The sequence below is a fragment of the Knoellia flava TL1 genome, assembly GCF_000768675.1.
Lineage (GTDB): Bacteria > Actinomycetota > Actinomycetes > Actinomycetales > Dermatophilaceae > Knoellia > Knoellia flava.
The window spans coordinates 16,701-35,817 of sequence record NZ_AVPI01000033.1 but is presented as its reverse complement, the minus strand read 5'-3'; the positions used below and the strand labels follow the sequence as shown (position 1 = coordinate 35,817).

21 protein-coding genes are annotated in these 19,117 nt (G+C 71.4%); 13 read left to right on the top strand and 8 right to left on the bottom strand.

Features of this window, described 5'->3' with window-relative positions:
* Both N798_RS11395 and N798_RS11390 read left to right on the top strand, forming a co-directional pair.
* Positions 1-1,159 (top strand): leucyl aminopeptidase family protein (locus tag N798_RS11395; RefSeq protein ID WP_035948613.1); only part of this gene is annotated, 1,159 nt, incomplete at its 5' end.
* Positions 1,156-1,521, top strand: coding sequence for a hypothetical protein (locus N798_RS11390; protein ID WP_035948611.1), 366 nt, complete (start codon positions 1,156-1,158; stop codon positions 1,519-1,521). The genes N798_RS11395 and N798_RS11390, both read left to right, overlap by 4 nt.
* A 90-nt stretch (positions 1,522-1,611) precedes the next feature.
* Here N798_RS11390 and N798_RS11385 read toward each other — a convergent pair whose 3' ends face one another.
* A complete protein-coding gene (locus N798_RS11385) occupies positions 1,612-2,247 on the bottom strand; it encodes an O-methyltransferase (protein WP_035948608.1) in 636 nt (211 codons plus the stop codon).
* A 101-nt stretch (positions 2,248-2,348) separates the two neighbouring features.
* Here N798_RS11385 and sigE point away from each other — a divergent pair, with 101 nt between their 5' ends.
* Genes sigE through N798_RS11365 form a run of 4 tightly spaced genes read left to right on the top strand, consistent with a single transcriptional unit; the run spans position 2,349 to position 5,442 of the window.
* Complete coding sequence (gene sigE, locus N798_RS11380; RefSeq protein ID WP_052117229.1) at positions 2,349-2,993, top strand: RNA polymerase sigma factor SigE; 645 nt, start codon at positions 2,349-2,351, stop codon at positions 2,991-2,993.
* Complete coding sequence (locus N798_RS18140) at positions 2,990-3,559, top strand: anti-sigma factor (RefSeq protein WP_035948605.1); 570 nt, start codon at positions 2,990-2,992, stop codon at positions 3,557-3,559. Before sigE ends, N798_RS18140 begins: the two co-directional genes overlap by 4 nt.
* Positions 3,556-5,013: a S1C family serine protease gene (locus N798_RS11370; protein ID WP_052117227.1), complete on the top strand. Its 1,458-nt coding sequence runs from the start codon at positions 3,556-3,558 to the stop codon at positions 5,011-5,013. The genes N798_RS18140 and N798_RS11370 overlap by 4 nt, the downstream gene beginning before the upstream one ends.
* 27 nt (positions 5,014-5,040) lie before the next feature.
* A complete protein-coding gene (locus N798_RS11365; RefSeq protein ID WP_035948601.1) occupies positions 5,041-5,442 on the top strand; it encodes a twin-arginine translocase TatA/TatE family subunit in 402 nt (133 codons plus the stop codon).
* Positions 5,443-5,531: 89 nt separating this feature from the next.
* On the opposite strand, the gene N798_RS11360 is transcribed toward N798_RS11365, so the two are convergent.
* The 4 genes from N798_RS11360 to N798_RS11345 all read right to left on the bottom strand — a co-directional run bounded on the left by N798_RS11360 (position 5,532) and on the right by N798_RS11345 (position 9,184).
* The gene (locus N798_RS11360) at positions 5,532-6,677 is read right to left on the bottom strand and encodes an Mrp/NBP35 family ATP-binding protein (RefSeq protein ID WP_035948599.1); all 1,146 of its coding nucleotides are present in this window, start codon (positions 6,675-6,677) and stop codon (positions 5,532-5,534) included.
* A 9-nt stretch (positions 6,678-6,686) separates the two neighbouring features.
* Positions 6,687-7,268, bottom strand: a complete 582-nt coding sequence (locus N798_RS11355) for a DUF1003 domain-containing protein (protein WP_035948596.1) — start codon at positions 7,266-7,268, stop codon at positions 6,687-6,689.
* Positions 7,261-8,559 carry a magnesium transporter MgtE N-terminal domain-containing protein gene (locus tag N798_RS11350; RefSeq protein WP_035948594.1) on the bottom strand — a complete coding sequence of 433 codons (1,299 nt, stop codon included), beginning with the start codon at positions 8,557-8,559 and terminating at the stop codon, positions 7,261-7,263. The genes N798_RS11355 and N798_RS11350 overlap by 8 nt, the downstream gene beginning before the upstream one ends.
* Positions 8,560-8,647: 88 nt before the next feature.
* Positions 8,648-9,184 (bottom strand): hypothetical protein, encoded by a 537-nt coding sequence (locus N798_RS11345; RefSeq protein ID WP_229708338.1) that lies wholly within the window; start codon positions 9,182-9,184, stop codon positions 8,648-8,650.
* A 54-nt stretch (positions 9,185-9,238) separates the two neighbouring features.
* On the opposite strand from N798_RS11345, the gene N798_RS11340 reads away from it, so the two are divergent.
* The 3 genes from N798_RS11340 (at position 9,239) to N798_RS11330 (ending at position 11,996) form a co-directional block, all read left to right on the top strand.
* A complete protein-coding gene (locus N798_RS11340; RefSeq protein ID WP_035948592.1) occupies positions 9,239-10,327 on the top strand; it encodes an HpcH/HpaI aldolase/citrate lyase family protein in 1,089 nt (362 codons plus the stop codon).
* Positions 10,327-11,199: an HpcH/HpaI aldolase/citrate lyase family protein gene (locus tag N798_RS11335; protein ID WP_035948590.1), complete on the top strand. Its 873-nt coding sequence runs from the start codon at positions 10,327-10,329 to the stop codon at positions 11,197-11,199. The genes N798_RS11340 and N798_RS11335 overlap by 1 nt, the downstream gene beginning before the upstream one ends.
* An 86-nt stretch (positions 11,200-11,285) precedes the next feature.
* Positions 11,286-11,996 (top strand): L,D-transpeptidase family protein, encoded by a 711-nt coding sequence (locus tag N798_RS11330; protein ID WP_035948624.1) that lies wholly within the window; start codon positions 11,286-11,288, stop codon positions 11,994-11,996.
* Positions 11,997-12,053: 57 nt separating this feature from the next.
* On the opposite strand, the gene N798_RS11325 is transcribed toward N798_RS11330, so the two are convergent.
* Positions 12,054-12,914, bottom strand: coding sequence for a serine protein kinase RIO (locus tag N798_RS11325; protein ID WP_035948587.1), 861 nt, complete (start codon positions 12,912-12,914; stop codon positions 12,054-12,056).
* A 322-nt stretch (positions 12,915-13,236) separates the two neighbouring features.
* Positions 13,237-13,590, bottom strand: coding sequence for a PRC-barrel domain-containing protein (locus N798_RS11320; protein WP_198030744.1), 354 nt, complete (start codon positions 13,588-13,590; stop codon positions 13,237-13,239).
* A 187-nt stretch (positions 13,591-13,777) separates the two neighbouring features.
* Between N798_RS11320 and N798_RS11315 the strand changes: the two genes are divergently transcribed.
* The 3 genes from N798_RS11315 (at position 13,778) to N798_RS11305 (ending at position 16,462) form a co-directional block, all read left to right on the top strand.
* Positions 13,778-14,992, top strand: coding sequence for an acyl-CoA dehydrogenase family protein (locus N798_RS11315; protein WP_035948585.1), 1,215 nt, complete (start codon positions 13,778-13,780; stop codon positions 14,990-14,992).
* An 80-nt stretch (positions 14,993-15,072) separates the two neighbouring features.
* The gene (locus N798_RS11310; RefSeq protein ID WP_035948619.1) at positions 15,073-15,657 is read left to right on the top strand and encodes a YflT domain-containing protein; all 585 of its coding nucleotides are present in this window, start codon (positions 15,073-15,075) and stop codon (positions 15,655-15,657) included.
* Positions 15,658-15,712: 55 nt separating this feature from the next.
* On the top strand, positions 15,713-16,462 hold the full coding sequence (locus N798_RS11305) for a PIG-L deacetylase family protein (protein ID WP_052117223.1): 750 nt from the start codon (positions 15,713-15,715) through the stop codon (positions 16,460-16,462).
* A gap of 87 nt (positions 16,463-16,549) precedes the next feature.
* Here N798_RS11305 and N798_RS11300 read toward each other — a convergent pair whose 3' ends face one another.
* On the bottom strand, positions 16,550-18,043 hold the full coding sequence (locus N798_RS11300; RefSeq protein ID WP_035948581.1) for an aminopeptidase P family protein: 1,494 nt from the start codon (positions 18,041-18,043) through the stop codon (positions 16,550-16,552).
* Positions 18,044-18,061: 18 nt separating this feature from the next.
* Between N798_RS11300 and N798_RS11295 the strand changes: the two genes are divergently transcribed.
* The gene (locus tag N798_RS11295) at positions 18,062-19,093 is read left to right on the top strand and encodes a DUF2332 domain-containing protein (protein WP_035948579.1); all 1,032 of its coding nucleotides are present in this window, start codon (positions 18,062-18,064) and stop codon (positions 19,091-19,093) included.
* Positions 19,094-19,117: the final 24 nt, after the last annotated feature.

Here is a 19,117-nt window from a genome sequence, read left to right as displayed (position 1 = left end):
CGACCACGTCGTCGTCCTCGCGCCGCCCTCCGACGAGGCCGGCCACGCCGCGCTCGTCGAGGGTGCGGTCCTCGGCGGCTGGGCGCCGACCCGCTGGACCGGTGGGGAGTGGACCGCCGGCGCCGAGGTGGCCGGTGAGGTCGTCGTCGTCGGTGCCGAGGCCGACGTCGTCGAGCGCGCCGTGCGCCGCTCCGTGGCGACCCTCGTCGCGCGCAACCTCGCCAACACCCCCTCCAACATCAAGAACCCCGCATGGATGGCCCGGCAGGCCCGGACCGTCGCGAGCCGTTCCGGTCTCGACGTGCGTGTCTGGGACGAGTCGGCCCTGCGCAAGGGCGGGTTCGGCGGTCTGCTCGCCGTCGGTGGCGGCTCCGGCACCCCGCCGCGGCTCGTCCAGCTCCGCTGGGCACCCGACGGCGCCGACGCCTCGACGCCCCACGTGGTCCTCGTGGGCAAGGGCATCACCTTCGACTCGGGCGGCCTCCAGGTCAAGCCCGCCGAGGGCATGCTCGCGATGAAGACCGACATGACCGGGTCCGCGATCGTCCTCGCGGTGCTCGCCGCGTGCCGCGACCTCGAGGTGCCGGTCAAGGTGACCGGCCTGCTCGCGCTCGCCGAGAACATGGTCGACGGTGCGGCATACCGGCCCGGCGACGTCGTCACGCACTACGGGGGACGAACGACCGAGATCGGCAACACCGACGCCGAGGGGCGGATCGTGCTCGCCGACGCCCTGGCCTACGCCGACGCCGAGCTCGACCCCGATGTCGTCGTCGACATCGCCACCCTCACCGGTGCGGCGCGGGTCGCGCTCGCCCGGACGATGGCTCCGGTCTACGCGACCGACGACGACCTGTCGTCCCAGCTCCGCGAGGCCGGTGAGACAGCAGGTGAGACGCTGTGGCCCTTCCCGCTCGTCGCGGCCTACCGTCGGGCACTGGAGTCCGACGTGGCCGACATCAACCACATCGGTCCCTCCGTCGGAGGTGGGTCCATCACGGCGGCGCTGTTCCTGCAGGAGTTCGTGGGGGAGCGTCGCTGGGCCCACCTCGACATCGCCGGCCCCGGCCGCTCCGATGTCGACTCCGGAGTCCACGCCAAGGGTGGGACGGGGTTCGGCACCCGACTGCTGCTGCGATGGTTGGAAGGTCTGCGATGAACGCCGGATACGGACTGGCAGTGCGCTGGTCGCTCGAGAACGCCCCCGAAGACGCCCCCGCCCGACTGCGTGAGTACGTCGTCGGCACCTCGATCGCGAAGTTCATGTTCCTCGACGGGCTCGCCTTCAAGGTGTGGCGGATGCGCGAGGGCGAGTGGTTCGAGGGCACCTACGTCTTCGACACCGAGCAGGAGCGCAAGGTCTTCCGCGAGGAGTTCGAGGCGACCGCCGGCGAGTCCAAGGGGTCCGAGCTCATCGGCTCGGCGCCGACGGTCATCGAGGAGTTCGAGGTCGTCGCGATCGCCGAGGGACCGGCCGGCTTCCGCCGTGGAGCCGGCCCGCACGTCGACGCCCACGCCTGACTCCATCGCACGACTTATTGCCCGTTTGGGCCAATTCCAGCGCGGCGAGCCGACCGTGGAACGGCCCAAACGGGCAATAAGTCGTGGTTGTCAGCGCTTGACGGCGACGAGCAGTCCGTCGCTCACCGGGAGCAGGGCGGGCACGACGTCCTCGTTGTCGCGCAGCGACTTGCCGAGGTCGCGCAGCGTCGTCGTCTCGACGTCGCGCGCCGCCGGGTCGGCGACCTTGTCGTGCCAGAGCATGTTGTCGAGGGCGAGCACGCCGCCGCTGCGCAGCAGCCGGATCCCGTGCTCGACGTATGCCGGGTAGCTCGCCTTGTCCGCGTCGATGAGCACCATGTCGTAGGCGCCGTCGGTCATGCGGGGGAGCACCTCGGTCGCCCGGCCGGTGATGACGCGGGTGCGCTGCGTCGGGTAGCCGGCGCCGGCGTAGGCCTCGCGGGCGGCGCGCTGGTGCTCAGGGGAGATGTCGATCGTCGTGAGCACGCCGTCCTCGGGCATGCCGGCGAGCACCCACAGGCCCGACGTGCCCGCACCGGTGCCGATCTCGATGACGTGGCGGGCGCCGATGGCGGCGGCGAGCACCCGCAGGGTCGCGCCCGCGCCGGTGCCGACCGGGGTGGCGGCGTCGAAGGCCAGACCGCGCGCTCGGGCCTGCTCCATGGCCTCGGGCTCGGGGACGAAGTCCTCGGCGTACGACCAGCTCGCGGGCTTGAGGGTGCTCATGCAGCGAAACCCTACTCGTGGGACACCCCTGCTCCGGACTCACAGCCGCCGTTCAGGATCCTCAGGAACATTTCCCGGCTCCGGCACGTAGACATCAGTGCATGGACAGCCACGTGGCGACGGAGCAGGGGACGACGATGACGACGGACGCAGGTGCGGCCACCCTCGAGTGGACGCCGCCGTCGTGGGAGCAGATCGTCGAGGAGCACAGCGCCCGCGTCTACCGGCTCGCCTACCGCCTCACCGGCAACGTCCACGACGCGGAGGACCTCACCCAGGACGTCTTCATCCGCGTCTTCCGCTCGCTGCACACCTACCGCCCGGGCACCTTCGAGGGCTGGCTGCACCGCATCACGACCAACGTCTTCCTCGACAAGATGCGCCGCAAGCAGCGGATCCGCTTCGACGCGCTCTCCGACGAGTCCGCCGCCCGGCTGCCCAGCCGCGAGCTCGGCCCGGAGCAGACCTACGCCGACGCCCACTTCGACGACGACGTCCAGCGCGCGCTCGACTCGCTCGCGCCCGACTTCCGCGCCGCGGTCGTCCTCTGCGACATCGAGGGTCTCTCCTACGAGGAGATCGCCGCCACGCTCGACGTCAAGCTCGGCACCGTCCGCTCGCGCATCCACCGCGGCCGCGCCCAGCTGCGCGAGGCCCTCGCGCACCGCGCCCCCGAGGTCCGCGCCTCGTCCGGTGGGTCCTCGCTGCGCCCTGCGATCCTCACGCCCGCGCGAGGTGCCGTGTGATCGGCCTGTCGCGACCCTCCCGCTGCCGCCTGGACGAGATCGCCGACTACGTCTCGGGCCATCTCTCGCCGCAGCGCTCCGACGCCTGGGACCGCCACCTCATCACCTGCGTCAACTGCCAGCATGCCGTCGCGGCCGAGCGCCGGCTGCAGGCGCTGCTCGCCACGGGTTGCCCGTCGATGCCCGGCAGCCTCCACGCCCAGCTCGTCGCCCTCGCCACGTCGACCGCCGCCCCCGTGGTGGACCGGACGGGTGAGTTCGCACCTCTCGAGATGGTTCCGCCGTCGGCGCCTCCCGCGCACCGGAGCCCTCTGAGGTCGGCGGCCCTCGCGACGGCGGCGGCTGGAGCGACCGCCGCCGTCGCGTGGTCGCTCACCGTGACCGGCACCGGCTCCCTCACGACGTCGGTGAGCTCCGTGGGTGGCTCGACGCCCACCGTCCGGCCCGCGTCGTCGCCGCCGAGCGCCCCCGCGAGCCCGCTGCGAACCCGCGCCGTCTCGACCTCGTGGACAGGTGGCAGCTCGATTCGGAACCTCGACCTGTGCGAGGCAGAATCTCGGACATGACCGAGGACAGCCCGCACCGCGCCGACGGCGAGTCCCCCGACGTCGACCCGCGGCACACGACCGAGGTCGACCTGGGGCGGACGCAGGAGATCGGTCCGGCCCCCGGCCAGCAGCCACTGCTCCCGCCGCGCGAACCGGAGCCGACGTGGTGGTCCGACGCCGCGGCGTCCCAGTCGCGGGAGTCCACCCAGAGCCGGCCGGCCGGCCCCCAGAGCTGGCAGCAGCCCGGTGGGCACACGGCATACGACCCCTATGCCGCGGCCGCTTCTCCTCGTCCGTATGCCGGCGGCTCGCCTGCCGCGCCCACCTCGCCCTCCTCGCCGTCGTCGGGTCGCAGCGGGCGCGGTCCGGGTTGGCTCGCGGTCTTCCTCATCGCCGGCGTCGCCGCGCTGCTCGCGGGTCTCGGTGGCGGCCTGCTCGGCGGATGGGTCGGCTCGACCGACCGCTTCGACGGCCTCGACATCGGCGGGAGCTCCGACAACGGATCGGCGCCCAAGCCGGGCGCCGGAGCGACGGCGCGCCCCGAGGGCAGCGTCGCCAACATCGCCGCGCGGGCGACGCCCAGCGTCGTGACGATCCGCGTCGAGGCGACCGGCGGCGACGGCACCGGTTCGGGCTGGGTGCTCGACGGCAAGGGCCACATCGTCACCAACAACCACGTCGTCTCCTCGGCCGCCGACGGTGGCACGATCACCGTCGTCCTCGCCAACGGCAAGCAGTCCAAGGCGACAATCGTCGGGCGGGACGTCTCCTACGACCTCGCCGTCCTCAAGGTCGAGCGCACCGACCTCAAGGCGCTGACGCTCGGCGACTCCGCCGACGTCGTCGTCGGCGACCCGGTCATCGCCGTGGGCGCGCCGCTGGGCCTCGACTCGACCGTCACCACCGGCATCGTGTCGGCGCTCAACCGGCCCGTGACGCCCGGCCAGGCCGACGACCAGTCCTTCATCAACGCCATCCAGACGGACGCGGCGATCAACCCGGGCAACTCGGGCGGGCCGCTGCTCGACATGCAGGGACGGGTCATCGGCGTCAACACCGCGATCGCTCGCGTCGCCGGCTCGAGCCTCGACGGGCAGAGCGGCAACATCGGCGTTGGCTTCGCCATCCCCAGCGCCCAGGTCAAGATCACCGTCGACCAGCTCATCCGCACCGGCAAGGCCGAGCACCCCGTCATCGGTGTCGTCCTCGACCGCAGCTACCAGGGCGAGGGCGTCAAGATCGGCGAGGACAGCAGCCAGACGCCGGCGGTCACGCCCGGCGGCCCGGCCGACAAGGCCGGGCTCGAGCCCGGTGACGTCATCACGGCGTTCGAGGGCCAGCCGGTCACCGACCCGGACGCTCTCGTCGTGGCGATCCGCTCCAAGCCGGTGGGCTCGACGGTCTCCCTGACCGTCGTGCGGGACGGGAAGTCGCGGGATGTCAAGATGGTCCTCCAGGGCAGGAGCGACTGACGCTCGAGGGAGCGCACAGGAGGACGAGTGTTCGGCATCAACGGCTGGGAGATCGTGCTCCTTGCCCTCATCGCTGTCTTCGTCCTCGGCCCGGAGCGGCTGCCGGAGTACGCCCAGAAGCTCGCCCAAATGATCCGCAAGGCCAGGGTCATGGCCGAGGGTGCCAAGGGGCAGCTCAAGGACCAGCTGGGCCCGGACTACGAGGACATCAACTGGCGCCAGTACGACCCGCGGCAGTACGACCCGCGCCGGATCGTGCGCGAGGCACTCGTCGAGCCGCTCGAGGACGCCGCCGCGACACTCAAGACCCGCGGGACGAACCCCGACACCGCTGAGGTGTCACCCGACGACGAGTCGGCCTGGCTCGACACGAGCAACCGGGGGTGGGACCCGCTGCGCCCGACGCCCTACGACGTCGACGCCACCTGAGATGCCCGCATTGCCCAGTTGGGACACGCTGAGTGGCCTTCGGCCGACGAAAGCGTGTCCCAACTGGGCAATAAGTCGGACTGGTGCGGTCAGCGGCCGGCGGGGGTGAGGCCGAGCGAGCGACCCGCGAGGCCGCGGGAGCGCTGACCGAGCTCGCGTGCGATGCCGCGCAGGGCGACGGCCGCGGGGGAGGTGGGCTCGCCGAGGACGACCGGGCTGCCCTGGTCGGCACCGATGCGCAGCGACGTGTCGAGCGGGATCTGGCCGAGCAGTGGCACCGGGGCGCCGATGCTCCGGGTGAGCGAGTCCGCGACGACCTGCCCGCCTCCGGAGCCGAAGATCTCCTGGCGGGTGCCGTCGGGCAGCTCGAGCCACGACATGTTCTCGATGACCCCGGCGACCCGCTGGTGGGTCTGGACGGCGATCGCGCCGGCGCGCTCGGCGACCTCGGCCGCCGCCTGCTGCGGGGTCGTGACGACGAGGATCTCGGCGCCGGGGATGAGCTGGGCGACCGAGATCGCGATGTCGCCCGTGCCCGGGGGGAGGTCGAGCAGGAGGACGTCGAGGTCGCCCCAGAAGACGTCGGCGAGGAACTGCTGCAGGGCCCGGTGGAGCATGGGGCCACGCCAGACGACCGGCTGGTTGCCGGGCACGAACATGCCGATCGAGATGACCTTCACGTCGTGGGCGACGGGCGGCAGGATCATCTCGTCGACCTGGGTCGGCCGATGCTCGACGCCGAGCATGCGCGGGATGGAGAAGCCGTAGATGTCGGCGTCGACGACGCCGACCTTGAGGCCCTGCTCGGCGAGCGCAGCCGCGAGGTTGGCCGTCACCGACGACTTGCCGACGCCGCCCTTGCCGGACGCGACGGCATACACGCGGGTGAGGCTGCCGGCCTTGGCGAAGGGGATCTCCTTCTCGGCCGCGCCACCGCGCAGGTTCGTGCGAAGCTCGGCGCGCTGCTCGTCGGACATGACACCGAGCGTGACGTCGACGGCGGTGACGCCGGGGACCTTGAGCAGGGCCGCGATCGTGTCCTTGGTGAGGGTGTCCTTGAGGGGGCAGCCGGCGATGGTGAGCAGCACGGTCACCGCGACCCGTCCGGTGTCGTCGCACTCCACCGACTCGACCATGCCGAGCTCGGTGATCGGCTTGCGGATCTCGGGGTCGTTGACGGTGGAGAGAGCGGCGCGCAGGGCCTCGTCGCTCACGGGTGCAGCGGTGTCGGGCATTGCTCCATGCTAGGTCGAGCGGTGCGATCCTCCCTCATCGGGCCGGGTCCTGGCGGTGTCCGATGCGTCACGGTCGTCGGGGGCCAGCCGACCCACGACGAGCCCTCGCTCCTCCATCTCGTCGAGCAGGTCGCGCAGCTCGCCGCGGACGAAGTCACGGGTCGCGCTGTCGCGCATGGCGATCCGCAGCGCGGCGACCTCGCGGGTGAGGAACTCGGTGTCGGCGAGGTTGCGCTCGTCCCTGGTGCGGTCCTGCTCGAGGGCCACGCGGTCACGGTCGGCCTGGCGGTTCTGCGCGAGGAGGATGAGCGGCGCGGCATACGAGGCCTGCAGGCTGAGCATGAGCGTGAGGAAGATGAAGGGGTACTCGTCGAAGCGCCAGTCGCTCGGCGCGAGGAGGTTCCACAGCACCCAGGCGAGGACGAAGATCGTCATGCCGATGAGGAAGTAGGCCGTCCCCATGTAGCGGGCGAACCGCTCGGAGAGGACGCCGAACGCCTCCTCGGTGAGGGCCTCGGGGCGGCTGATGAACTGGCGCCTCGCCTCTCGCGGCTGGTCGAGGCGAGGCGCGCGGTCGCGGCGCTCAGCCATGCGGGATCACCTCGTGCGAGCCGGTGACCTCGTGGCGGTCCTCGCGCCAGTCGTCGGGCAGGAGGTGGTCGAGGACGTCGTCGACCGTGACGGCGCCGACGAGCAGCCCGTTGTCGTCGACGACGGGAAGCGCGACGAGGTCGTAGGTCGCGAGCATGCGCGTCACCTGGCCCACGGTGGCGTCGGTCGAGACCGGCTCGACGTCCTTGTCGAGGATGGTCCCGATCGCGGCGTGCGGGGGCTCGCGCAGCAGGCGCTGGATGTGGACCATGCCGAGGAACTTGCCGGTCGGGGTCTCGAGCGGCGGGCGGCACACGAAGACGGTGCACGCCATCGTCGTCGACAGCTCCTGTCGCCGTACGACCGCGAGGGCCTCGGCGATCGAGGCGTCCGGGCCGAGGATCACCGGCTCGGTCGTCATGAGGCCACCGGCGGTGTTCTCGTCGTAGGTGAGGAGCCGCCGCAGGTCCGCCGCCTCGTCGGGCTCCATGAGCTCGAGCAGCTCCTCCTGGCGCGCGGTCGGGAGCTCGGCGAGGAGGTCGGCGGCGTCGTCGGGCTCCATCGCCTCGAGGACGTCGGCGATGCGGTCGTTGCCGAGGCCGGCGATGATCTCGACCTGCTCCTCCTCGGGGAGCTCCTCGAGGACGTCGGCGAGCTGCTCGTCGGCGAGGGCGGCGGCGACCTCGGCCCGGCGCTTGGCGGGGAGGTCGTGGATCGCCTCGGCGAGGTCGGCGGGCTTGAGGTCCTCGTAGTGCTCGAGGAGCCGGGCCGCGCTCTGGACGTCGGCGGTGTCGCGCAGGCCGTCGACGTCCTCGATGGGGACGACGAACGTCTCACCCCGGCGGCGGCCGAGCCGGGAGAGCGAGCTGCGGGCGGAGGCACGACGGACGAAGGCGCGGGTCACCGACCAGCTGCGGGCGTGGTTCTGCTCGAGCCCGATGTCCTCGACCGTCGCGTCGACGACCTCGCCTCCCTCGTCGCGCACGCGGACGTGGCGCTCGATGAGCTCGGCGAGGACGAGCGTCTCGTTGGGGCGCTGCTCGAAGCGGCGCATGTTGACGAGGCCGGTGGTGATGACCTGGCCACCGTCGACCGACGTCACCCGGGTCATGGGCACGAAGACCCGGCGGCGGCCGGGCACCTCGACGACGAGGCCGATGACCCGAGGTCTGGTGCGCTGCGCGCTGAACGTCACGACGACGTCCCGGACGCGACCCACGGGGTCGCCCAGGGGGTCGAAGACGGCGAGCTCGGCCAGTCGGCCGACGAAGACGCGGGTGCTCGTGCTCACACGGACAGGCTAGTCGGGCCGACCGCTCGGCCCGTGGCGCCGTCCCGGGGCCGGTCGTCCTTTCCCGCTGCGCCCGGCCGCGACGTCCTCAGTCGCGACCGCGACCGCGCCAGTGCCACGGCCGCCAACGCGCCGTCGTCCCACGCGCGGGCGTGACGGTCACGCGACCGGGGCCGACGGCATACGATCCGGGCGCCTCGTCGGGACGGCCATGAGGAGTGATGACGGTGATGGTCGCGCTCTCGCGCCAGCGGGCGACGACGTCGCCGGTGGCGTTGAGCCGCTCGGCGCGCAGCACCTCGGCGGCGGCGTCCCACTCCGGCGATCCGGGCTCGAGCTCACGGGTCGTGGCGGGCAACGCGAGGAGGCGGGCACCGGTGTCCTTGCTGCGCAGGATGACCCGCACCTCCGGCGGCAGGTGCGGCAGGGTCTGCTCGCCGACGCCGGAGACGACGTAGGCCGCGGGCCCGGCGCCGCGAGGGTCCTCGTCGTCGTGCCAGACGAACCAGACCGCGTGGGTGCCCCTGTCCGGCACCTCGACCCACATCACGCCGGACTTGCTCGCCGCCTCGGCGAGCAGGCGCGTGACGTTGACGGGGGAGGGTGTCTGCGCGGAGCCGCTCACGGCGTGAACTGTCTCATAACGCCCCCCGCCCGCGCACTGCTAGCGTCCGGCTCCATGCGCTCACCCAAGGACTTCTTCGGCCCTCTCGCGGTCGGCGCCCCGGCGCCGGTGCGCGAGGTGCCCGCCCGCCCCAGCCGGATGATCCACTTCTTCGACCCGAGCAACGAGAAGATGGCGGCGAAGGTCCCCGCGATGGTGGGCACGGTCGACGTGCTCCTCGGCAACCTCGAGGACGCCGTCAAGGCCGACCGCAAGGAGGCCGCCCGGCAGGGCCTCGTCGACATTGCGAAGAGCACGGACTTCGGCGAGTCCACCCAGCTCTGGACGCGCGTCAACAGCCTCGACAGCCCGTGGGTCCTCGACGACCTCGTCACCCTCGTCACCGAGATCGGCGACCGGCTCGACGTCATCATGGTGCCGAAGGTCCAGGGCCCCGAGGACATCCACTACGTCGACCGTCTCCTCGCCCAGCTCGAGGCACGCGCCGGGCTCACCCGGCCGATCCTCGTCCACGCGATCCTCGAGACCGCCCGCGGCGTCGCCAACGTCGAGGCCATCGCCGGCGCCTCGCCGCGCATGCAGGGCATCAGCCTCGGTCCGGCCGACCTCGCCGCCGACCGTCGGATGAAGACGACCCGCGTGGGCGGCGGCCACCCGGGCTACCTCGTGCGGCAGGACCCCGTGGACGGCGACGTCGAGGGCGCCCGCGCGACCTACCAGCAGGACCTGTGGCACTACACGATCGCGCGGATGGTCGACGCCTGTGCGATGCACGGGATCTTCCCCTACTACGGGCCCTTCGGTGACATCAAGGACGTCGTCGCCTGCGAGGACCAGTTCCGCAACGCCTTCCTCCTCGGGTGCGTCGGCACGTGGTCGCTGCACCCTGTCCAGATCGAGATCGCCAAGCGTGTCTTCAGCCCGTCCGCCGAGGACGTCGCCCACGCACGCCGCGTCAAGGAGGCTATGGGCGACGGCACCGGCGCCGTCATGCTCGACGGCAAGATGGAGGACGACGCCTCGCTCAAGCAGTGCCTCGTCATCCTCGAGCTCGCCGATCGCCTCAGCGCGAGCGACCCCGAGCTCGCGACGCTGTATGCCGTCGACTCACCTGCCGCGTCGGGCGAGGGTGAGGCGTCCTGATGGGGGAGCAGACGGCATACGTGCCTCGTCGGTCGGTCCTCTACATGCCCAGCTCGAACGAGCGCGCGCTCGAGAAGGCGAAGACGCTGCCGGTCGACGCGCTCATCCTCGACCTCGAGGACGCAGTCGGGCCGGACCACAAGGACGCGGCGCGCGAGAATGCCTGTGCCGCAGCGGCATCGGGCGAGTACGGCGACCGCGAGGTCACGATCCGGATCAACGGCTCGGGCACCCAGTGGCACGACGCCGACCTCGCCGCGGCCGCTGCCGCCGGGCCCGCCGGCATCGTCGTGCCCAAGGTCGGCTCGGCCGACGAGGTGCGATCGCTCGTGGCCGCGCTCGAGGCGGCCGGCGCCCCGGAGCACACGAGGCTCTGGGCGATGGTCGAGACGCCCGAGGCGATCTTCAACGTCCGCGAGATCGCCTCGGCGTCACCGCGGCTCGCCGTCCTCGTCATGGGCACGAACGACCTCGTCAAGGAGCTGCGCGCCGAGCACGTCCCCGGCCGGGCGCCGCTGCTCACTGCCCTGCAGCTGTCGCTGCTCGCCGCGCGCGAAGCGGGGATCGCGATCCTCGACGGGGTCTACAACGACGTCAAGGACGCCGAGGGGTTCGAGGCGGAGTGCGTCCAGGGACGCGACTTCGGCTTCGACGGCAAGACCCTCATCCACCCCGGCCAGGTGGAGGCCTGCAACGCGACCTTCGCTCCGAGCGAGGAGGCGGTCGTGGAGGCGCGCGGCATCCTCGAGGCGTGGGAGGCCGGCGCCGGGACCGGGGTCGTGACGCACAACGGCCGCATGGTCGAGAACCTCCACGTCGAGGTCGCGAGGCGGGTCCTGGCGACCCACGACGTCATCGCCGGTCGGCGGTAGGATCCTCCCAACTCCCCGCGACGCAACCTTCGGGCGCCCTCGCGCGTCCACACGGGCACGGGAGTCTTGCGAAGGGCAGGGGAACGATGGACGACACCGGTCACGGTGTGTCGCGGCGCGCGGCACTCGTCGGGGGCGTGGGTGCCTCCGTCCTGGGGGCGAGCGCCCTCGCGGCGACGACGGCCGAGGCGGCGACCCGCCCCGTCCTCGTCCTCGGGTCCCGCGGACCCGCGGTCACCGAGGCGCAGGAGCGGCTGCGGGCCCTGGGCTACTGGGTGGGCACGCCCGACGGCACGTTCGGCCACGTGACACAGCAGGCGGTGTGGGCCCTGCAGAAGTCGGCGGGCGCACGCCGCAGCGGCCGCATCGACCTCGCCGCGTGGGGTCTGCTGGCCCGTGGGTTCACGCCGCGACCGCGCGCGACCTCGGGCACGCTCATCGAGGTGGACCTGAAGAAGCAGATCCTCATGGTCGTCAGCAACGGCCGGCTCGTCCACACGCTCAACACGAGCACGGGCAGCGGCGAGCGCTACTACTCCGGCGGGTCGTGGAAGACCGCACGCACGCCCACCGGCTCCTACTCGATCTACTGGCGCTGGTCGAACGGGTGGCAGACGGGGTCGCTCGGGTCGATGTGGCGACCGACCTACTGGCGCGGTGACTTCGCCATCCACGGGTCGCAGTCGATCCCGCCCTATCCCGCCTCGCACGGCTGCTGCCGGGTGAGCACCGCCGCCCAGGACATGCTCTGGGCCGGCGGCTGGGTTGCCCTCAACCGCCGCGTCGTCCTCTACTGACCACGGTCCACGGCGGTGTCACCTGCCGCCGCAGCCGGGACGGGCCGCGGCGGCAGGTCACCAGGTGGAACCCGCCGCCATCGCCGCGGCGTCGCCGAAGACGAGGTCGGCGTCGACGTCGAGCCCTCGCCGGACGAACCAGTCGCACATCGTCCGGACGTCGCGCTCGAGGAACTCGAACCCGTGCGGGTTGCCGACGACGTCGACGATCTGCGGCCAGTCGATGACGACGAGCGCCTCCTCGCGCACGAGGACGTTGTAGGGCGAGAGGTCGCCGTGCGCCCAGCCCTCCTGCGCGAGGGTGAGGACGACGTGGCGGAACTGCTCGAAGAGCTCGGCGAGCAGCTCCGGTGACGGCTTCGTCTGCACGAGCCGGGGAGCGGCCGTGCGGTCCGTGCCACCGTCCGCGACGAACTCCATGAGCATCTCGGCCTCGTCGAGCTGGACGGGGTAGGGGACGGGCAGCCCGAGCTCCCACAGACGCCCGAGGGCGTCGAACTCGGCTGCAGCCCACTGCCCGGCGATCATCGCGCGGCCGAAGTCGGTGCGCCGCATCATGGCCCGCATCTCGCGGCTCTTGCGGACCCGGCGACCCTCGAGGTAGCCGCTGTCGCGGTGGAAGAGGCGGTTCTCGCTCCCGCGGTAGCGCTTGGCGGCGAGGATCGACTCGACGGCCGGTGAGGCGGTGCCGTCGGGCACCCACCGCCGGACGAGGTGGACGTCCGCCTCCTTGCCGGTCTTGAGGACGCCGAGGTCCTCCTCGACGGCGCCGAGGGCGGTGATGACCCAGTCGGGTCGGGGTGTCGGCCCGTGCATGGCGCCGTCCCACGTGGACCAGCGCTCGCCCTCGGGCGGGGTGTCAGGACAGGTGTTGCTTGCGAACAGCGGCGACTCGGTCGCGGCGTCGGAGAAGTGCACGGTGGTGCTCCATCGAGAGAAGGGGGTGGGCGCTGACAGGGCCCGGGACAGTCGTGGACATGTCACGCCTCCTTCTCTCGGAGCGTGGTCCTCGCGACCGCGCTCTCTCGTATGCCGTGTGGCTCGCTCCAGCGTGGCACCCCCCGACGGGTCGGCGCCACCGGTTTTCCCGCGCGTGAACGCGCGGTCACCCACCCGAGGCTCGGCGGGAGGCCATCGAGGCATGCGGGACACGAGGATCCGGTGCGTCACCGACCGGAGGACAACGGTGCCCTCACCCAGCACGGCTGGGTGAGGGCATCGTGTCGAAGCGCGGCTTCCGTCAGAGTCCGGTGCTGCGCTCGCCGTAGTAGCCGCCGAGGTCCTCCCGGTACGCGGGGTCCCGGTAGCTGGTCTCGTCGAACTCCGGCGAGGCCTTGATCTCGTCCTTGCTCCGGTCAACGCGTACCCGCTCGTCCGAGGTGTCGACACTCGAGATGACGCCTGCCGGCAGCATGACCTTCTTGCCGAAGATCCACGGTCCGGTGTCGACGACGATGTAGTTCGCGCCGACCTCGGTGGACGCCTCGTCGACCTTGCCGATGTCACCGTCGGTGGCCTCGACCGTGTAGCCGGTGAGGTTCATGGACGACCAGTCGTCGCCGCCTCGGTAGCTCCACATGCTCGTGTCCGTCATGGGGTCTCCTTTCGTTGACGTGGACGTCGATGTCCCTACCCCCGGCCCGTGCAGTCATGCGCCACCCACGGACCTTTTCGACCGGTGGAGGTGGGAGGACTCACACGCCGCAGCGGTGGGCCGGCAGGTGGGCGGACGGCATACTCGACAACGTCTTTCACCCCACTCACGAAGGCGGCTTCCACGCATGTCTCGGCTCCAGCGCACCGACGGCCTCACCGACGAGCAGAGCGAGCTGGTCAAGCTCGTCCGGCAGTTCGTCGAGGAGCAGATCATCCCGGTCGCGCAGGACCTCGAGCACGCCGACGAGTACCCGACCGAGATCGTCGAGGGCATGAAGGAGATGGGGATCTTCGGTCTGATGATCCCCGAGGAGTACGGCGGACTGGGGGAGTCGCTGCTCACCTATGCGCTGTGCGTCGAGGAGATCGCGCGGGGCTGGATGTCGGTGAGCGGCATCATCAACACCCACTTCATCGTCGCCTACATGCTGCTCCAGCACGGCACCGAGGAGCAGAAGCAGCGCTACCTCCCTCGGATGGCGACGGGTGAGGTGCGGGGTGCGTTCTCGATGTCCGAGCCCGGGCTCGGCTCCGACGTGGCCGCGATCAAGTCCAAGGCGGTCGCTGGTGACGGCGAGGGCGAGGACCAGAAGTGGACCGTCAACGCGCAGAAGATGTGGCTCACCAACGGTGGGTCGTCCAACCTCGTCGCGGTGCTCGTCAGGACCGACCTCGGCGAGAGCGACAGCCCCTACAGGAACATGACGACGTTCCTCGTCGAGAAGGAGCCCGGCTTCGGGCGGACGGCTCAGGGCGTCACCGTGCCGGGCAAGATCGAGAAGATGGGCTACAAGGGGGTCGACACGACCGAGCTCGTCCTCGAGGGGCACGAGACGACGTCGGCGCAGATCCTCGGTGGGGTCCCGGGCAAGGGCTTCTACCAGATGATGGACGGTGTCGAGGTCGGTCGCGTCAACGTCGCCGCGCGCGCATGTGGGTTGTCCCGCAGGGCTTTCGAGCTCGGGATCGCCTATGCACAGCAGCGAGAGACGTTCGGCAAGCAGATCGCCCAGCACCAGGCGATCATGTTCCGCCTCGCCGACATGGCGACGAAGGTCGAGGCCGCGCACCAGATGATGGTCAAGGCTGCCCGGCTCAAGGACAAGGGCGAGCGCAACGACCTCGAGGCCGGCATGGCGAAGTACCTCGCGGCGGAGTACTGCGCGGACGTCGTCGAGCAGTCGTTCCGGATCCACGGCGGCTACGGCTACTCCAAGGAGTACGAGATCGAGCGGCTCTACCGCGAGGCGCCGATGCTCCTCATCGGTGAGGGCACGGCCGAGATCCAGAAGATGATCATCGGCCGCCGCCTCCTCGAGGAGTACGCGCTCAAGCGCTGAGCTCGCGACCGGCAAACGCTCGGGTATGCCGGTCAGCGGGCTCCCAGCCGTCGTCCAGCCGTGAGTGGGAGACTGTGGCCATGAGCACGCAACCGACACGGGGACTCGGGCCTGCGGCCGCCGCCCGGGTCCTGTCCCTCGAGTACCCGATGTCCCTCGGGGTCCACGACACCTATGCCGGAGCGCAGAAGGCCGTCGACTACCTCTCCGACCACGAGTTCCCGGTCGAGGACCTCCTCATCGTCGGCACCGACCTCAAGCAGCTCGAGCGCGTCACCGGCCGGCTCACGCGGGGGCGCATCCTCATCGGGGGCCTGCTCTCCGGCGCCTGGCTCGGCCTGCTCATCGGCATGATCTTCGCGCTCTTCGACACGAGCGGGTTCGCGTGGACGTCGGTCCTCGCGACCGTCGTCTTCGGTGCGGTCTTCGGCGCGATCTGGGCGTTCGTCGGCTACTCGATCACCGGAGGCCAGCGCGACTTCACGTCGGTGACACAGGTCGTCGCGACGAAGTACGAGGTACTCACCGAGCACAAGCACGCCGCCCGCGGTCGGGAGCTCCTCACCCAGATGGACCCGATGGCCGCCGCCCAGGCCGAGGCCCAGCGGCTCCAGGAACAGGCCCGGCGCACGGACCCGACGACCGGCCCGGCGTCGACGAGCTGACCGGTCTCGACCAACCCCACGGTGACGACCCGCGCCCGGGTCTAGCCTGAGCGACATGTCTGCGCCAGCGTTCGGACCTCCGCTGCAGGAGATGCCCGAGGAGTTCTCGTCGGTCCTCTGCGTCGTCGCCCACCCCGACGACATCGAGTACGGCACTGCCGCCGCGGTCGCGAAGTGGACCGAGGCGGGCAAGACCGTCACCTACTTCCTCCTCACCCGGGGTGAGGCAGGAATCGACACCATGGCGCCGGACGAGGCGGCGACGGTCCGCGAGGCCGAGGAGCGGGCGAGCGCGGCCGTCGTCGGCGTCACCGAGGTCGACTTCGGCACCCACCGCGACGGTGTGGTCGAGTACGGCCTCGACCTGCGCCGCGACATAGCCCGCGAGATCCGCCGCCGTCGCCCCGACCTCGTCATCACCGGCGACTACGGCGACCGGTTCGTCGCCGGCATGCTCAACCAGGCCGACCACCGTGCCGTCGGTCTGGCCACGGTCGACGCCGTCGCGGACGCCGGCAACCGCTGGATCTTCCCCGAGCTCGTCGACGAGGGCTTCGAGCCGTGGAACGTCAAGGTCCTCGCCTTCTCCGGACCGTCGAAGCCGACCCACTACGTCGACGTCTCCGACCGCGTCGAGGTGGCGGTCGCCTCGCTCGAGGCGCACACGGCATACAACTCGGCCCTGCCGGACGACTTCCCCAAGCCGGACGCGCTCGTGCCGATGATCCTCGAGATGGGCGCGCAGGCGGCGCAGGCCGACGGCGTGACCCACGCCCTCGTCCTCGACGTCGTCAACCGCCGCTGACACCGGCTGGCTGCTCGTTCCAGCGGCTGCTCGCTGCGCTTGCCGCCGCTGGAAGTGGCAATCAGTCGGACAAAAGCGGTCGGGGCGTCAGGCGTTCTCCTCGCGGACCTCGGCGATCCACGCCTCGACGTCGGCGCTGCTGCGCGGCATCGCGGCCGAGAGGTTCTCGTTGCCGTCGGCGGTGATGACGATGTCGTCCTCGATGCGCACGCCGATCCCGCGGAAGCGCTCGGGCACCTTGAGGTCGTCGGCCTTGAAGTAGAGACCGGGCTCGACGGTCAGGACCATGCCCGGCTCGAGCTCGGCGTCCATGTACTCGGCGCGGGTCGCGAGGGCGCAGTCGTGGACGTCGAGGCCGAGGTGGTGCGACGTGCCGTGGACCATCCAGCGACGGTGGTACTGGCCGTGGTCGGTGTCGAGGGTGTCCTCAACGCTCACGCCCTCGGGCAGCAGCCCCCACGCGTGGAGGTGCTCGGCGATGACCCTGATGGCCGCGGCGTGGATGTCGGAGAACTTGGCGCCCGGCTTCGCGGCGGCGATGCCGGCCTCCTGCGCGGCGTAGACGGCGTCGTAGACCTCGCGCTGCGCGTCGGTGAAGGTGCCGCTCACCGGCAGCGTGCGGGTGATGTCGGCGGTGAAGAGCGAGTCGACCTCGACCCCGGCGTCGAGGAGGACGAGGTCGCCCTCGGCGACGTCGCCGGTGTTCTTGATCCAGTGCAGCGTGTTGGCGTGGTCGCCCGCCGCGGCGATCGAGTCGTAGCCGACGCCATTGCCCTGGTGGCGGGCGTGGAGGCCGAAGATGCCCTCGATCCAGCGCTCGCCACGGCCGAGCTCGGCAGCGGTCTCGAGCTCGGCGATGACCGCCTCGAAACCGCCGTGCGTCGCGGCGACGGCCTCGCGCATCTGCTCGACCTCCCACTCGTCCTTGGTGAGGCGCAGGACCGAGAGGGCGTGGGCGAGCGCGTCGTCGAGCTCGGCGAGGGTCTCGCGCTCGGCTCCGTTCTCGACCCGCGCGTCGTCGAGCGTGGCGGACAGCTCACGGTCGGCGTCGCGCACGAGGCGGACGGTGACCTCGCCGGCGTCCTTGGCGACCGCCGCCTCGAACTCGTCGATGTGGCGTGCGGTGACGCCGAGCTCGAGCTCGATGTCGGCCAGGCTCGGCCGGGCGCCGACCCAGAACTCGCCGTAGCGCGCGTCCGCGAAGAACTCGTCGCTGTCGCGCTCGCCGAGCGGGCGGAAGTAGAGGACGGCCTCGTGTCCGTCGGCGGTGGGCTCGAGCACGAGCACGGCGTCGGGCTCGCGGTCGGCGCCGAGGCCGGTGAGGTGGGCGAACGCGGTGTGCGGGCGGAAGACGTAGTCGGTGTCGTTGCTGCGGACCTTGAGACCGCCGGCGGGGACGACGAGCCGGTCGCCCGGGAACGCGGCGCTCACGGCGGCGCGGCGCGCGGCGGCATACGGGGCCGCTGGGGACTGCCCGGTCGCCTGCGGACGGCGCTCTGCCCAGTCCTCACGGACGAAGCGACGGAACTCCTCCGTCGTCGGACGGGCGCGGTTCTCTGCCTGCTTCTGCTCTTCGCTCACCGGCCTATCGTGTCACGCGTGAGCGCCTACGACGGAGCCACCGTGGTCGAGCGCATGCGCAACCACTGGGGCGGCAGCACCGACCACCTCTACGGCGTGCTCGTGCGCGAGCTCGCCGACGACGCCGACCGCGGCGGAGTGGTGCGCGACATTCTCCGGGGCCGGGAGGACGCGCCGCCAGGTGACATGGTGCAGCTGCGGCTGCTCGCCGGGATCCACCGCATCGTGCTGCGCGGCGACGCTCCGGACCTCGCGCGCTTCTACCCGTCCATGGGCGGAACAGCCGAGCGGTATGCCGTGTGGCCGGCTCTCGAACCCGTCCTCCGCGACCACGTGGCCGAGCTCCGGGCCGGTCTCGACGTCGCACCGCAGACCAACGAGGTGGGTCGTTCGCTGGCGCTGCTCGCGGGGCTCTCGGAGGCGGTTCGACGCACCGGCCTGCACCGGGTACGGCTCCTCGAACCGGGTGCGTCGGCCGGCCTCAATCTCCTCGTCGACCGCTTCCGGTTCGTGGGCGACGGGTGGGCGGCGGGGCCGGAGGACGCGCACCTCGTTCTCGAAGGGTGCGGCGGCGCCGGCCTCGTCCCCGCCGCGGTCGAGGTGGTGGAGCGGCGAGGATGCGACCTCGACCCGTTCGACGCGACGACGAGCGACGGTGCGGCACACCTCCGGTCGTTCGTCTGGCCGCACATGCCGGAGCGTGACAGCCGGCTCGTCGCAGCCCTGGCAACCCTGCGCGAGACGCCCGTCGCCGTCGACCGGGCCGGAGCCGCCCATTGGGTGCGCGATCGCCTCGCCGAGCCGGTGGCCGACGACGTGCTCACTGTCGTGTGGCACTCGATCACGCGGATGTACTGGCCGAAGGAGGAGTATGCCGCGATGCTCGCAGCCATCGACGAGGCACGACCGCGTATGCCGGTCGTGCGCGTCGCGCTCGAGGACCCGGAGGTGCTGCCCGAGAGCGGGTCGTGGCGACCTCAGGTCGAGGTCGACGACGACGTCATCGGCTGGTGCACCCACCACGGCCCACCACTCGAGCTGTCCCCGTGACCAACTCGCCAATTCCTTCCGTTC

Excerpts from the sequence above, each read along its gene's own strand:
- N798_RS11390 (WP_035948611.1), top strand. The coding sequence starts at position 1,156 with ATGAACGCCGGATACGGACTGGCAGTGCGCTGGTCGCTCGAGAACGCC.
- N798_RS11385 (WP_035948608.1), bottom strand. The coding sequence starts at position 2,247 with ATGAGCACCCTCAAGCCCGCGAGCTGGTCGTACGCCGAGGACTTCGTC.
- sigE (WP_052117229.1), top strand. The coding sequence starts at position 2,349 with ATGGACAGCCACGTGGCGACGGAGCAGGGGACGACGATGACGACGGAC.
- N798_RS11370 (WP_052117227.1), top strand. The coding sequence starts at position 3,556 with ATGACCGAGGACAGCCCGCACCGCGCCGACGGCGAGTCCCCCGACGTC.
- N798_RS11360 (WP_035948599.1), bottom strand. The coding sequence starts at position 6,677 with ATGCCCGACACCGCTGCACCCGTGAGCGACGAGGCCCTGCGCGCCGCT.
- N798_RS11355 (WP_035948596.1), bottom strand. The coding sequence starts at position 7,268 with ATGGCTGAGCGCCGCGACCGCGCGCCTCGCCTCGACCAGCCGCGAGAG.
- N798_RS11340 (WP_035948592.1), top strand. The coding sequence starts at position 9,239 with ATGCGCTCACCCAAGGACTTCTTCGGCCCTCTCGCGGTCGGCGCCCCG.
- N798_RS11335 (WP_035948590.1), top strand. The coding sequence starts at position 10,327 with ATGGGGGAGCAGACGGCATACGTGCCTCGTCGGTCGGTCCTCTACATG.
- N798_RS11330 (WP_035948624.1), top strand. The coding sequence starts at position 11,286 with ATGGACGACACCGGTCACGGTGTGTCGCGGCGCGCGGCACTCGTCGGG.
- N798_RS11320 (WP_198030744.1), bottom strand. The coding sequence starts at position 13,590 with ATGACGGACACGAGCATGTGGAGCTACCGAGGCGGCGACGACTGGTCG.
- N798_RS11315 (WP_035948585.1), top strand. The coding sequence starts at position 13,778 with ATGTCTCGGCTCCAGCGCACCGACGGCCTCACCGACGAGCAGAGCGAG.
- N798_RS11310 (WP_035948619.1), top strand. The coding sequence starts at position 15,073 with ATGAGCACGCAACCGACACGGGGACTCGGGCCTGCGGCCGCCGCCCGG.
- N798_RS11305 (WP_052117223.1), top strand. The coding sequence starts at position 15,713 with ATGTCTGCGCCAGCGTTCGGACCTCCGCTGCAGGAGATGCCCGAGGAG.